The organism is Allomesorhizobium camelthorni, from assembly GCF_011045125.1.
Lineage (GTDB): Bacteria > Pseudomonadota > Alphaproteobacteria > Rhizobiales > Rhizobiaceae > Allomesorhizobium > Allomesorhizobium camelthorni.
This window is the reverse complement of record NZ_JAAKZF010000004.1, coordinates 62,454-75,998: the sequence shown is the minus strand read 5'-3', so window position 1 is coordinate 75,998 and position 13,545 is coordinate 62,454. Positions and strand designations below refer to the sequence as shown.

Here is a 13,545-nt window from a genome sequence, read left to right as displayed (position 1 = left end):
CATGGAGCATATCGGGGGATTCCAGATCTTTCTCGGCGTTCTCGCCCGCTTCTGGCCGGTCTGGCTGGCGCTGGCGATCGTCATGGGAGCGAGCTTCGTCTACAAGAAGAAGCTCGGTCTCTACGGGCAACTGTTCGATTCGGGCGTCGGCATTGTCGGCGTCGGCATATGCTTCTTCTGGCTGTTCACGGCGATGTTCGCCGGAACCATCGCGCCCTTCAATCCGCTGGCGCAGATTCCGATCATGAAGGACGCCATGCCGGGCGCGATCGACGCCGCATCCGGCCAGGTCTATCTGTTCGGCGGCGACAAGCTCGCGCGCGACGTCTTTTCCCGCATGGTCTATGGGAGCCAGATCGTGCTGATCATCGCGCCGGCGGCCACCGCTTTCGCGCTGATGGTCGGCATAACGCTCGGGCTGCCTGCCGGCTATTATGGCGGGCGCATCGATTCGGTGCTTTCGTTTCTGGCCAATCTGGTGCTGGCCTTCCCCGTCATCCTGCTCTTCTACCTGCTGGTGACGCCGGGCATCATGGAGACGCCGATCCCCTACGGCATGGCCGGGCTGTTTTTCCTGTTTCCGATCATCTTCTTTTCCGCGCTGTTCTACACGCGTTTCAAGAACCGCCCCGACCGGGTCTATATCCAGATCGGGCTGACGCTTTTGATCGGCGGCTGGATATATGCCGGCCTGGTCTTCAATGCGGACCCGTTGGGCATCGTCTCGATCAAACCGAACCAGCTCAACATCTTCGTCGCCGTGGTGTTCGCGTCGAGCCCGGGCGTGTTCCGCATCGTTCGCGGCCTGGTCATGGACATCAAGACGCGTGACTATGTCGCCGCGGCCCAGACACGCGGCGAAAGCCCGTGGTACATCATGCTGTGGGAGATACTGCCCAATGCGCGCGGGCCGCTGATCGTGGATGCCTGCCTGCGCATCGGCTACACCACCATCCTCTTGGGCACGCTCGGCTATTTCGGCCTGGGACTGGCGCCGGAAAGCCCGGACTGGGGTACGGCGATCAAGGACGCCAGCCGGCTCCTGCGCTCCTTCATCCACCCGGCGCTGCCGCCGACGATCGCGCTGATGTCCTTCGTGCTCGGTCTCAATCTTCTCGCCGACGCGCTGCGCGAACAATCGATGAAAGACTAAAAGCATGATCCCGAAAAGTGGGATCCGGTTTTCGGACAAGATCATGCTCAGGGAATGGAGATCGATATGAACGAGGCTGTCAGGAATCCCACCGAACCGATCGTCGAAATCGAGAACCTCTCCATCTCCTTCTTCACGCGGCGCGGCGAAATACCGGCCGTCATGGATTTTTCCTGCACGGTCATGCCCGGCGAGGCGATGGGCATCGTCGGGGAATCCGGTTGCGGCAAGTCGACGGTCTCGCTCGGCATTATGCGAGACCTCTCCAACATCGGCAAAATCGTCGGCGGCCGGATAAAATTCCAGGGCCGCGACATGGGCGATATGTCCCAGGAGGAGTTGCAGGCGATTCGCGGCAACAAGATCGCGATGATTTACCAGGAGCCGATGGCGAGCCTGAACCCGGCCATGAAGGTCGGCCACCAGTTGATGGAAGTGCCGCTGCTTCACGACAAGGTGTCGAAGGAAGAAGCCTACAACCGTTCGCTCGCAATGCTGAAATCGGTGCGGCTGCCCGATCCCGAGCGGATAATGAAATCCTACCCGCATCAGCTTTCGGGCGGCCAGCAGCAGCGCATCGTCATCGCCATGGCGCTGCTGTCCAAACCGGCGCTGCTGCTTCTCGACGAGCCGACGACCGCGCTCGACGTGACGGTGGAGGCGGGCATCGTCGAACTGGTCAAGGGGCTCGGCAAGGAGTTCGGCACGTCGATGATCTTCGTGTCGCACAATCTCGGCCTGATCCTCGAGACCTGCGACCGCATCACGGTGATGTATTCGGGCGAGGCGGTCGAGACCGGCAATATCAAGGACGTGTTCGACCGCATGCGGCACCCTTATACGCAGGGGCTGTTCCGCTCGATCCCGCTGCCCGGCGCCGACAAGAATTCGCGGCCGCTGATCTCGATTCCCGGCCAGCTGCCGCTGCCGCACGAGCGGCCCAAGGGCTGCAATTTTGGGCCGCGCTGCCACCATTTCGTCGAGGGCGTCTGCAACGCCGCGGAAATCCCGATGATCCCGGTCGAGGGTCACGACAACCATTTCAGCCGCTGCGTGCGCTTCAACGAGATCGACTGGTCGGCGGTGCCGGAAGGCGCCAAAACGCGGAAGGAGCCGGTCAAGCCCGGCGCGCCCGTTCTAAAGATCGACAATCTGAAGAAGTACTACAAGGTCTCCGCCAACGAGATATTCGGCGGCAGCGGCGAAGGCCGCGTCGTCAAGGCCAACGAGGCGATCAGCTTCGAGGCGCGCGAATCCGAGACCGTCGCCATCGTCGGCGAATCCGGCTGCGGCAAGTCGACCCTTGCCAAGGTGCTGCTTGGTCTGGAAACGGCGAGCTCCGGCACGGTCACGCTCGGCAATAGCGAGATCCAGTCGACCGGGATCGAGGATCGCGACGTGAAGACCGTCTCGTCGATCCAGATGGTGTTCCAGAATCCGTTCGACACGCTCAATCCCAGCCATTCGGTCGGCTCGCAGATCATCCGCACGCTCGAAAAATTTGGCGTCGGCAGGAATCCCGGCGAGCGGCGCAACCGCATGCTGGAACTTCTGGATTTGGTGAAACTTCCACGCGCTTTCGCCGAACGCATGCCGCGCCAGCTTTCGGGTGGGCAGAAACAGCGCATCGGCGTGGCGCGCGCCTTCGCCGGCCGCGCGCAGGTGGTGGTCGCCGACGAGCCGGTCTCGGCGCTCGACGTTTCGGTACAGGCAGCCGTCACCGAGCTCCTGATGGACATCCAGCGCGAGTCGAAGACGACGATGCTGTTCATCAGCCACGATCTGTCGGTGGTGCGCTACATCGCGGACCGCGTCGTTGTCATGTATCTCGGCCACATCGTCGAACAGGGCACGACCGACCAGATCTTCTCGCCGCCCTATCACCCCTATACCGAGGCGCTGCTATCGGCGATCCCGATTGCCGACACTTCCGTGGTGAAGAAGCACATCGTGCTCGAAGGCGACATTCCCTCGGCCATGAACCCGCCTTCGGGCTGCCCGTTCCAGACTCGCTGCCCGCGCAAGCATCTCGTTCCAGACAATCTCTGCGAGACGCAACTGCCGCCGTTCAAGGATCTCGGCAATGGGCATCGCAGCCTGTGCTGGCTCGACGACGACGTTTTGGCGACTATGGAGCCGGTGATCAGCTTCTCCGGCGGTGACGATCACGCGCCCGTAGCGGAAGCCGTTCCCGCCGACGCGCCGCAACGGCCGGAGGGCAGGGGCGCGGATCCGGGCTTTGCCGGCCGGCCGCCGCAGCGCCCACACGGCAAGCGCGCAACGCCCGAAGCCGGCTTGGCCGGCGCCGAAGCTCGCGAAGCCGAAGCAACGGCGCGCACGCGCCGCGAGGAGGTTCGCGACGATCGCGGCGGGCAGGGCGCCGACGTCGACCCATCCGATCCTTCCTCGGCGCTTCCCGCCAGCCCGTTGCAGGTCGGCGACGGCCGGCAGGCCGACGATGCCGACGTGCCCTCCGCCTTCGAGCCGACCGAGGAGGAAAACGAGGAGGAGGCGAAGAAGAAGTAGAGGTGCGTCCTTCGAGGCTCGCCCGCGGGTGCGGACGCCTCTCGACACATCGTCGTGCGGGCTCGCACCTCAGGATTGTTTGAGAAGGATTGTGTAGTCTGGCGGCCGAAGCTGCGAGCCCTTCTGCAGCCCGCAGCTTCGGCGGCAGGCGACCGTCCTTAGGATTGGGTGACACCCGGCCTCATCAAGGTTCCCTGCCGTCTTGCCGCCATCGCTTGGAGAGTTGATTGGGCCTCTGGTTCGACGCCACGCCCGCAAACAATCCGAAGCTTGTCTGAAGGATAGCATCAGCATGGCTTTCTTGCATCACGAACCTTCGCATTGCCTCGGCTTCGACATCGCCAAGGCCACCATCACCGTCTCGGACGGCACTGCCAGGACCGCCCGGACCATCGCCAACAGCCGCCGTGCGATCCGTGCCTTCCTCAAGACGAGCCAAGCCGGCTTCGTTATCTGCGAGCCAACCGGAGGCCATGAGTTATTGCTGCTCGACGAGGCGGTAAAGGCCGGCATTGCCTGCCACCGCGTCGACACCAACAAGCTCAAAGGCTTCATCCGTTCCTTCGGCACACAGGGCAAGAGCGACGCCATCGATGCCGCCATGCTTGCCGCCTACGGCCGCGAACGCTGGCAGATCCTGCCGCTGTGGCGTGCGCGGGACGCGCAGGAGGCGCGGCTGCGCATCCTCGTCAGACGCCGGGCACGAACTGGTCGCGATGCGGGTCGCCGAGCAAAACCGTGCCAAGGCGCCCGGCAACGGCGAACTGCTCGCCTCCTTCCGCGCCATCATCGTCGCCCTCAACCGCCAGATACTCGCTCTCGATGCGGCCATCCAAGCCCTTGTCGACCAGACCCATACCCTCAGGCAACGCATCGAGGTCTGCACCGGCATGAACGGCATAGGCCGCCTGAGCGCCGCCGCCCTCCTCGCCACCTTGCCCGAACTCGGATCGATGACCCGCCGCCAGGCCGCAAGCCTCGCCGGCGTGGCGCCACATCCCAACGACAGTGGCTTCAAGAAGGGCTATCGCAAGATGCGTGGCGGCCGGCCCGAGGTCAGAACCATCCTGTTCATGCCGGCGCTACGCGCCGCTGCCGGAAACGGCGAATTCGCAAGTTTCTACAAACGCCTCGTCGCCAACGGCAAGAAGCCAATCGCCGCAATCGCCGCCGTCATGCGAAAGATCGTCATCACACTCAACGCTAGGCTCACGCCGAACCCGTCGCTTCAGAGTTGATGAGGAAGGTTGTGCCTGCATAGGAAACCGAAAAAGGTCAGCCTACATCACAAAAAAGGGGATGGCATCCTACGGTCCTCATCCTGAGGTGCGAGCGAAGCGAGCCTCGAAGGACGCACCAATGGATACCTACCCGCCGCAGCGCGCCAACTGCGCCGCATATTTCTGCGCCATCGCCTCGGTGTCGCGGGCGTAGCGCTGCAGGCTGGCATTGCCGCGCCAATCGCCGCGTTTATAGCCGCCCCAGCCGGCATAATAGGCCAGATAGAGATTGAAGGTGTCGTTGCGGGCGACGCCGTATGTGTCGGCGGTCTTGGAATGGTACCAGCCTACGAAATCCACGGCGTCGGCGAAGCTGTTTCGCCGGGCGGCGAAATTGCCGGTCTCGGTCCTGTATTGCGCCCATGTGCCGTCGAGCGCCTGCGAATAGCCATAGGCGCTGGACTGGCGCTTCCACGGTATGAAGCCGAGCAGCTTGGTGCGCGGCGGCTTGGCGTTGCTCTTGAAGCCCGATTCCTTGCGAAGCGTCGCCATCAGAACGGGGACCGGCACGCCGTGCTTGCGTTCCGCCTGTTTGGCCTCGCGGTGCCAATTGCTGATCCAGCCGTCGTTCTGCTCGAATACGGCGCAGACATCGTTGATTTGGTTCGGCGCGCTGGCGCAGGCGGAAAGCGCAAGCGCCGAGGCTACGACTACAATTTTACTAAAACTCGACGCACACATCGCGCCAGCTTTAGGCGCAAAACATAAAAGGAATCTTGCGGCATTCCTTAACCAAGCGCCGGCTGACGGATATCTCGCCGAGTAATACCAATAATACGACGCTTGACGACGCTTTCGTTGTTGTGGCCGCCCAGCAATGACGCTCTGGCTAAAATCGCGTCCGCTGATGCCGGATTTCTGACAGCCGGCCTGCCCCGGAGGCGTATTGATGCGGGCATGACCGAACCCAGACGAAAGCGCGGCGCTGAGCGGACGAGCAACCGGGGGCCGACCGCGATCCCGCAACTGCCGCTGCGCCGGGTGCGCAATCCTTATCCGCCTATGGCGCTATTGTCGGACGACCAGATCGAGACGATCCACGAAGCCTCGCTGCATATTCTGGAAAATTTCGGCATCGAGCTGATGAGTTCCCGCGCTCTCGCTCTGTTCGAGAAAGCTGGCGCGAAGGTCGATCATGCGACGCAGACCGTCTGGCTCGACCGGGGCTTCGTCGACCAGGCGCTGAAGACCACCCGGCCGACTTACACGCTGACGCCGCGCAATCCCGAGCGAAAGATCCATCTCGGCGGCGACACGATCAACTTCACCCTCGTCGCCGGCCCGCCCAACGTCCACGACATGGAGCGCGGCCGCCGCGCCGGCAATCTGCGCGACTATTCCGACCTCGTGCGGCTGGCGCAGCATTTCAACTGCATTCACCTGATCGGCAACCAGGTCTGCGCTCCGGTCGAGCTGCCGGCCAATTCGCGCCATCTCGACACCTATTTCGCCAATCTGACCCTGACCGACAAGGCGTTCCACGTCTCGGCGATCGGCCGGGGCAGGGCGCTGGACGGCGTCAGGATGATGGCGATCTCGCGCGGGCTGACGCTGGACGAACTGGCGACCGACCCCGGCGTCACCACCGTCATCTCCGTCAACTCGCCGCGCCGCTACGACGAGTTCATGTCGGACGGTCTGATGGCGATGGCGGAGCATGGCCAATCGGTCGCCGTCACGCCTTTCACGCTGATGGGCGCGATGAGCCCGGTGACGCTCGCCGGCGCGCTCTCCCAGCAGAACGCCGAGGCGCTGTTCGGGGTGGTGCTGACCCAACTCGTGCGCCCCGGCGCGCCGGTCATGTACGGCGCGTTCACTTCGAACGTCGACATGCGCTCGGGCGCGCCGGCTTTCGGGACACCGGAAAACACCAAGGCCAACATCGCATCCGGCCAACTCGCGCGCAGGTACAATCTGCCTTACCGCACCACGCCCGGCTCGGCCTCCAACGCGGCCGATGCACAGGGCGCCTACGAGACCATGATGGCGCTGTGGGGTGCGGTGCTCGGCCACGGTAACCTCATCTACCATGCCGCCGGCTGGCAGGAGGGCGGGCTGACCGCCTCCTTCGAAAAATTCATCATCGATGTCGAACTCATCCAGCACATGATGGAGTTCCTAAAGCCGATCGAGGTCAATGAGGGCGAACTGGCGCTCGATGCGCTTGGCCGCGTGCCGACCGGCGGCCATTTCTTCGGCGAACAGCACACGCTGGAGCGCTACTCCACCGCCTTTTACCAGCCGCTGCTTTCCAACTGGCAGAATTACGAAGCCTGGCAGGAAGCCGGCGGCCTCGACGCCACCGCCCGCGCCACGCGGCTGTGGAAGAAGGCGCTGGAGGAATATGTCGAGCCGGCGATGGACGCCTCGGTGCGCGAGGAACTGGAGGCATATGTGGCGAAGCGCAAGGAGGAGATCGGGGCGGGGGAGCCGTGATGCGCGTACCGCTGGCGCCGCCCCTCACTGTCCTGCCGGACATCTCTCCCCGTAAACGGGGAGAGAGACGCTGGCCTTGCCGGTTTCGGCAGTCGCCGGCGCTGGAGATTGGCGAAAGCCTCGCCGTTGCGGTCTTCTCCCCGTTTACGGGGAGAAGGTGCCGGCAGGCGGATGAGGGGCGGCGCCGGCTTTACAAACTGAATCAACTGCCTCGCAATTCGATTCTTCGACCGAACTCAACCCACTGAAACACCGAGAGAAAATATGAAATCGCACACCCAGGTCGTGGTTATCGGCGGAGGCGTCGTAGGCTGCTCGGTGCTGTTCCATCTGGCCAAGCACGGCTGGACCGATGTCGTGCTGCTCGAGCGCGACGAACTCACCTCCGGCTCGACCTGGCATGCCGCCGGCGGCATGCACACCGTCAATGGCGACCCCAACGTCGCCAAGCTGCAGAAATACACGATCGAGCTCTACAAGGAGATCGAGGCGCTGTCCGGCCAGGCGACCGGCGTGCACCTGACCGGCGGCGTCATGCTGGCCGCCACGCAGGCGCGCATGGATTGGCTGCGCGGCCTCGTCGCCAAGGGCCGCTATCTCGGCATTGAACTGGAGGAGATCTCGGCGAAGGAAGCCGGCGAGATCATGCCGCTGCTCGACCCGAAGGAATTCGTCGGCGCGGTCCGCACGGTGGTCGACGGCCATCTCGATCCGTCCGGCGTCACCCATGCCTACGCCAAGGCCGCCCGTGCGCTCGGCGCGGAGGTCGAGCGCTTCACCAGGGTCGAGGATATTGTCCGGCGCGAGGACGGGCTCTGGCGCGTCATCACCAACAAGGGCGAGATCATAACGGAACACGTCGTCAACGCCGGCGGCCTGTGGGCGCGCGAGGTCGGCCGCATGGTCGGGCTGGAACTGCCGGTGCTCGCCATGGAGCACATGTACCTCATCACCGAAGATATGCCCGAGGTGAAGGCCTGGAACGACAAGACCGGCACGGAAATCATCCACGCAATCGATTTCGACGGCGAGCTTTACCTGCGCCAGGAGCGCGGCGGCATGCTGATGGGCACCTATGAGAAGGCAAACAAGCCCTGGTCGGAATTCGAGACGCCGTGGAATTTCGGCCACGAACTGCTCGAGCCCGACATCGATCGCATCGCGCCGTCGCTGGAAATCGGCTTCCGCCACTTCCCCGCTTTCCAGAACACCGGGATCAAGCAGATCATCAACGGCCCATTCACCTTCGCGCCCGACGGCAACCCGTTGGTCGGCCCGGTGCGCGGCCTGCCGGGCTTCTGGGTCGCCTGCGGCGTCATGGCCGGCTTCTCCCAGGGCGGCGGCGTCGGCCTGGCGCTCGCCAACTGGATGATCCATGGCGATCCGGGCGCCGACATCTGGGCGATGGACGTCTCGCGCTATGGCGACTGGGCGTCGATGGCCTACACCAACGCAAAAGTGCGTGAAAACTACTCGCGCCGCTTTTCCAACCGCTTCCCCAATGAGGAACTGCCCGCCGGCCGGCCGCTCAAGACCACGCCGATCTATGACTTGCTTTCCGCAAAAGGCGCACAGTGGGGCGCGGCCTACGGGCTGGAAATCCCGCTATGGTTCGCGCCGGAAGGCGTCGGGGACGAATTCTCCTGGCGGCGCTCGACCGATTTCGAGCATGTGGCGAATGAATGCCGGACCGTGCGGACAAGCGTCGGCCTGTCGGAAATTTCCGGCTTCGCCAAGTACCGCGTGAAGGGGCAGGGCGCCGAAGCCTGGCTGGACAAAATGCTCGCCTGCAAGCTGCCCAAGCCCGGCCGAATGACACTTGCGCCGATGCTGAAGGAAGACGGCAAGCTGATCGGCGATTTCTCGCTTGCCAATCTTGGCAACGGGGAATGGTTCATCGCCGGCTCAGGCATCGCCGAGCAGTATCATATGCGCTGGTTCGAAAAGCATCTGCCGAAGGACGGTTCGGTGACCATCGAGGCCCTGGGGCCAAGGCTTACCGGCCTGTCGATCGCCGGGCCGAACGCCCGCAACCTTCTGGCAAAGGTCACGCGCGCGGACGTCTCCGCTGCCGCGTTCAAGTTCATGGACGTGAAGAAGCTCGACATCGGCATGGCGCCGTGCCTCGTCGGCCGCGTCAGCTACACCGGCGATCTCGGCTACGAAATCTGGGTCAAGCCGGAATATCAGCGCGCCGTTTTCCACAGCCTGATGGCGGCAGGCGAAGAGTTCGGCATCGGCCTGTTCGGTTCCCGCGCACTCAACGCGCTCAGGCTGGAAAAGAACTACGGCTCCTGGGCTCGCGAATACCGCCCGATTTACGGCCCGCTCGAAGCCGGGCTCGACCGCTTCGTCGCCTATGGCAAGGACGCCGATTTCATCGGCAAGGCCGGCGCGCTGGCCGAGCGCGCCTCGGGCGGCAGGCTGCGGCTCCGCGCCTTCATCGTCGAAACCGACGATGCCGACGTCATCGGCGACGAGCCGATCTGGTTTTCCGGCGAAGTGCGCGGCTGGGTCACTTCCGGTGGATTCGCGCACGGCTCGAAGGCATCAGTGGCCATGGGCTACGTGCCGAAGGAGATCGCCGACGAAAGCGGCGGCTTCGAGATCGAACTGCTCGGCAAGCGCTATCCCGCCCGCATCCAGCCCGCGCTGCTCTTCGACGCCAATCTGGAGCGCATGCGGGGTTAGGTAAAACCTCCCTTCTCCCACAAGGGAGAAGGGAGGACAGGTACAACCTTCGCCAGTGCACAAATTCCCGCCCCCTGCAAAATTTTTAACGCCATGAAATCAATGGCTTGTACGATTTCTTCGCTTTTCCAGCCGACGATTTGTCCACACTCCTTGCCGCCCTGCGCATACTCCATCCCGGCAGCTTGCTGGTGGGAACGGGTGTGCACGACCGGCATCCAGGCAAGTGTGGCGCCGGAGATGACTCCCGCATGGTCGTGCGGGGCGTTCCGGCCCCGGGTCGCGCTTGTGCGCCCGCGCTTTGTCCCAGACTACCGGGACAGGGCGATGGGCCGGGAGCGGCAAGGGGAGAAAACGCCGGCGGCGCATGGCAGCGCGTCAACTAACTAAATTGATTAGGCGTCGCTGCCATGCGCCGCTTCCCACAATGGCCAGACGCGAAAGCGGGCGTGGCGACGGAGAGGTGCGTCCTCTTCAAAATTTGACCGATTGATAAAAAATCAAAACGTGCTAGCCTTCTCAAAAAATAGCCAGCGACAAAGCCAGCTAAGGGGAACTGCGACGATGCCAGAAGGCCAGTTCAAGGAAGGCATAGCCGGAGACCGGCTTTCGCCCGAAAAATACGCCGAAAATTTTTCCGACCTGCACCCGCCGCTCGACCGCCACGAGGCGCTGGTCGAGGCGGATCGCTGCTATTTCTGCTACGATGCGCCGTGCATGAATGCGTGCCCGACCTCGATCGATATTCCGCTGTTCATCCGCCAGATCGCCACCGGCAACCCGCTCGGCTCGGCCAAGACCATCTTCGACCAGAACATTCTGGGGGGCATGTGCGCCCGCGTCTGCCCGACGGAAACGCTGTGCGAGGAGGTCTGCGTGCGCGAGGTGGCCGAGGGCAAGCCGGTTCAGATCGGCCGGCTGCAGCGCTACGCCACCGATGTAGCCATGGCGATGGACAAGCAGTTTTACAAGCGCGCACAGCCGACCGGCCGGAAGATCGCCGTGGTCGGCGCCGGTCCGGCAGGCCTCGCCTGCGCTCACCGGCTGGCCCGCTACGGCCATGATGTGACGATCCTGGAGGCGCGGCCGAAGGCCGGCGGGCTCAACGAATATGGCATCGCCGCCTATAAGAGCACCGACGATTTCGCCCAGGCCGAAGTCGACTACGTCACCGCCATCGGCGGCATCGATCTCGTCGAGGGCAAGGCGCTCGGCCGCGATTATTTCCTGCCGGATCTGGTCAAGACTTACGACGCAGTCTTCCTCGGCATGGGCCTTGGCGGCATCAATGGGCTTCGCGTCGAAGGCGAGGACGCCGACGGCGTCGTGAATGCGGTCGAGTTCATCGCCACCCTTCGACAGGCTGAGGACTTTTCCGATTTGCCGGTCGGCCGACGTGTCGTCGTCATCGGAGGCGGCATGACGGCTATCGACGCCGCGGTGCAGTCGAAGCTGCTCGGCGCGGAAGAGGTGACGATCTGCTACCGCCGCGGCAAGGAGCACATGAACGCTTCGGAGTTCGAGCAGGATCTGGCGACCTCGAAGGGCGTAGTCATCCGCCATTGGCTGCAGCCGAAACGCGTCGTGGTGCAGTTCGGCAAGGCCGCCGGCATCGAACTCGAATACACCGAACTGGTTGACGGCAAGCTGGTCGGCACCGGCGAGACCGTCCACATCGAGGCGGACCAGATTTTCAAGGCGATCGGCCAGACCTTCGATCTGTCGAGCCTGAACAGCACCGGCTCCACGGTCCGCCTGGAGGGCGGCAAGATCGCTGTCGACGCCGAGGGCCGCACTTCGCTGCCGAAAGTCTGGGCGGGCGGCGATTGCGTCGGCGTCGGCGAAGATTTGACCGTTTCGGCTGTCGCGCAGGGCCGCGATGCGGCCGAGAGCATCCATCGCGCATTGGCGGCCGTGGCCGCTGCGCCAGTTGCAGTTTCGGCTTAGAGCCTCCTTTCGACAGGTCGAAAGGAGGCTCTAAGTTGGTTTTAGCCGCATGATCTGACCGAAAAGTCTGCAACTTTTCGGGATCATGCTCCAGGGAGCAGACCCATGGCAGATCTCCGCAACAATTTCGTCGGCATCAAATCGCCGAACCCGTTCTGGCTCGCCTCCGCGCCGCCGACCGACAAGGCCTACAACGTCATCCGCGCCTTCAAGGCGGGCTGGGGCGGCGTGGTGTGGAAGACACTCGGCGAGGAGGGGCCTCCTGTCGTCAACGTCAACGGCCCGCGCTACGGCGCGATCTGGGGCGCGGACCGGCGGCTGCTCGGCCTGAACAACATCGAGCTCATCACCGACCGCGACCTCTTCGTGAATCTGCGAGAGATCAAACAGGTCAAGAAGGACTGGCCCGACCGCGCCATAGTTGTTTCGCTGATGGTGCCCTGCGTCGAGGAAAGCTGGAAGGCGATCCTGCCGCTCGTCGAGGAAACCGAAGCCGACGGCATCGAGCTTAATTTCGGCTGTCCGCATGGCATGTCGGAACGCGGCATGGGCGCCGCGGTCGGCCAGGTGCCGGAATACATCGAAATGGTGGTGCGCTGGTGCAAGGCCAATACGCGCATGCCGGTCATCACCAAGCTGACGCCCAACATCACCGATGTGCGCAAGCCGGCGCGGGCCGCCCTTGCCGGCGGCACCGACGCGGTGTCGCTGATCAACACGATCAACTCGATCACCGCCGTCGATCTCGACACATTCTCGCCGGAGCCGTCGATCAACGGCAAGGGCTCACATGGCGGCTATTGCGGCCCGGCGGTCAAGCCGATCGCGCTCAACATGGTGGCCGAGATCGCCCGCGATCCGGAAACTCATGGCCTGCCGATCTCCGGCATCGGCGGCATCACCACCTGGCGCGACGCCGCCGAATTCATGGCGCTCGGCGCCGGCAATGTGCAGGTCTGCACGGCGGCGATGACGTATGGCTTCAAGATCGTCCAGGAGATGATCGACGGCCTGAACAACTGGATGGACGAGAAGGGCCATGCCGATCTCGACGCCATCATCGGCCGGGCGACGCCGAACGTCACCGACTGGCAGTATCTCAACCTCAACTACGTCGCCAAGGCGCAGATCAACCAGGATCTCTGCATCAAATGCGGCCGCTGCCACATCGCTTGCGAAGACACTTCGCACCAGGCCATCACCTCCATGGTCGACGGCATCAGGCATTTCGAGGTGATCGAGGCTGAGTGCGTCGGCTGCAATCTCTGCGTCAATGTTTGTCCGGTCGAGGGCTGCATCACCATGGAGCCGCTGGCGGCCGGCGTCATCGACGAGCGCACCGGCATGCCGGTCTCGCCGGTCTACGCCAACTGGACGCAGCATCCCAACAACCCGATGGCCAAGGTGGCTGCGGAATAGGATAATTTGAAAGGCGCGGTTTCCCGCGCCTTTTTCACATGCCTATTGACGATAATATCTATCCAGGATATGAATTATCCATGAAATGGGAGT

General features: G+C 63.5%; 9 protein-coding genes and 1 pseudogene. 8 read left to right on the top strand and 2 right to left on the bottom strand.

Annotated features, from left to right (window positions below; all coding sequences use genetic code 11):
• Position 1: 1 nt before the first annotated feature.
• The 4 genes and pseudogenes from G6N73_RS05695 to G6N73_RS36720 all read left to right on the top strand — a co-directional run bounded on the left by G6N73_RS05695 (position 2) and on the right by G6N73_RS36720 (position 4,917).
• Positions 2 to 1,153, top strand: coding sequence for an ABC transporter permease (locus G6N73_RS05695; protein ID WP_165024583.1), 1,152 nt, complete (start codon positions 2 to 4; stop codon positions 1,151 to 1,153).
• A 66-nt stretch (positions 1,154 to 1,219) separates the two neighbouring features.
• The gene (locus tag G6N73_RS05690; RefSeq protein ID WP_246251681.1) at positions 1,220 to 3,679 is read left to right on the top strand and encodes a dipeptide ABC transporter ATP-binding protein; all 2,460 of its coding nucleotides are present in this window, start codon (positions 1,220 to 1,222) and stop codon (positions 3,677 to 3,679) included.
• Between the two features lie 292 nt (positions 3,680 to 3,971).
• A pseudogene (locus G6N73_RS36725) lies at positions 3,972 to 4,337 on the top strand (IS110 family transposase); the annotation flags it as partial.
• A gap of 58 nt (positions 4,338 to 4,395) precedes the next feature.
• A complete protein-coding gene (locus G6N73_RS36720) occupies positions 4,396 to 4,917 on the top strand; it encodes a transposase (RefSeq protein WP_246251679.1) in 522 nt (173 codons plus the stop codon).
• Between the two features lie 129 nt (positions 4,918 to 5,046).
• On the opposite strand, the gene G6N73_RS05680 is transcribed toward G6N73_RS36720, so the two are convergent.
• Positions 5,047 to 5,640 (bottom strand): transglycosylase SLT domain-containing protein, encoded by a 594-nt coding sequence (locus G6N73_RS05680; protein WP_165024579.1) that lies wholly within the window; start codon positions 5,638 to 5,640, stop codon positions 5,047 to 5,049.
• 216 nt (positions 5,641 to 5,856) lie between these two features.
• On the opposite strand from G6N73_RS05680, the gene G6N73_RS05675 reads away from it, so the two are divergent.
• Together G6N73_RS05675 and G6N73_RS05670 are read left to right on the top strand one after the other, a co-directional pair.
• Positions 5,857 to 7,395, top strand: a complete 1,539-nt coding sequence (locus tag G6N73_RS05675; protein WP_165024576.1) for a trimethylamine methyltransferase family protein — start codon at positions 5,857 to 5,859, stop codon at positions 7,393 to 7,395.
• Between the two features lie 264 nt (positions 7,396 to 7,659).
• Positions 7,660 to 10,086 carry a GcvT family protein gene (locus G6N73_RS05670; RefSeq protein WP_165024574.1) on the top strand — a complete coding sequence of 809 codons (2,427 nt, stop codon included), beginning with the start codon at positions 7,660 to 7,662 and terminating at the stop codon, positions 10,084 to 10,086.
• Here G6N73_RS05670 and G6N73_RS05665 read toward each other — a convergent pair.
• On the bottom strand, positions 10,083 to 10,295 hold the full coding sequence (locus G6N73_RS05665; RefSeq protein WP_165024571.1) for a hypothetical protein: 213 nt from the start codon (positions 10,293 to 10,295) through the stop codon (positions 10,083 to 10,085). The genes G6N73_RS05670 and G6N73_RS05665 overlap by 4 nt on opposite strands.
• A gap of 355 nt (positions 10,296 to 10,650) precedes the next feature.
• Between G6N73_RS05665 and G6N73_RS05660 the strand changes: the two genes are divergently transcribed.
• Together G6N73_RS05660 and preA are read left to right on the top strand one after the other, a co-directional pair.
• Positions 10,651 to 12,033 carry an NAD(P)-dependent oxidoreductase gene (locus G6N73_RS05660; protein ID WP_165024570.1) on the top strand — a complete coding sequence of 461 codons (1,383 nt, stop codon included), beginning with the start codon at positions 10,651 to 10,653 and terminating at the stop codon, positions 12,031 to 12,033.
• Positions 12,034 to 12,138: 105 nt separating this feature from the next.
• The gene (preA, locus tag G6N73_RS05655; protein WP_165024567.1) at positions 12,139 to 13,452 is read left to right on the top strand and encodes an NAD-dependent dihydropyrimidine dehydrogenase subunit PreA; all 1,314 of its coding nucleotides are present in this window, start codon (positions 12,139 to 12,141) and stop codon (positions 13,450 to 13,452) included.
• Positions 13,453 to 13,545 lie beyond the last annotated feature (93 nt).

Bases quoted from the DNA above. Each gene is read 5' to 3' on its own strand.
- G6N73_RS05695 (WP_165024583.1), top strand. From the start codon at position 2: ATGGAGCATATCGGGGGATTCCAGATCTTTCTCGGCGTTCTCGCCCGC.
- G6N73_RS05690 (WP_246251681.1), top strand. From the start codon at position 1,220: ATGAACGAGGCTGTCAGGAATCCCACCGAACCGATCGTCGAAATCGAG.
- G6N73_RS36720 (WP_246251679.1), top strand. From the start codon at position 4,396: ATGCGGGTCGCCGAGCAAAACCGTGCCAAGGCGCCCGGCAACGGCGAA.
- G6N73_RS05680 (WP_165024579.1), bottom strand. From the start codon at position 5,640: ATGTGTGCGTCGAGTTTTAGTAAAATTGTAGTCGTAGCCTCGGCGCTT.
- G6N73_RS05675 (WP_165024576.1), top strand. From the start codon at position 5,857: ATGACCGAACCCAGACGAAAGCGCGGCGCTGAGCGGACGAGCAACCGG.
- G6N73_RS05670 (WP_165024574.1), top strand. From the start codon at position 7,660: ATGAAATCGCACACCCAGGTCGTGGTTATCGGCGGAGGCGTCGTAGGC.
- G6N73_RS05660 (WP_165024570.1), top strand. From the start codon at position 10,651: ATGCCAGAAGGCCAGTTCAAGGAAGGCATAGCCGGAGACCGGCTTTCG.
- preA (WP_165024567.1), top strand. From the start codon at position 12,139: ATGGCAGATCTCCGCAACAATTTCGTCGGCATCAAATCGCCGAACCCG.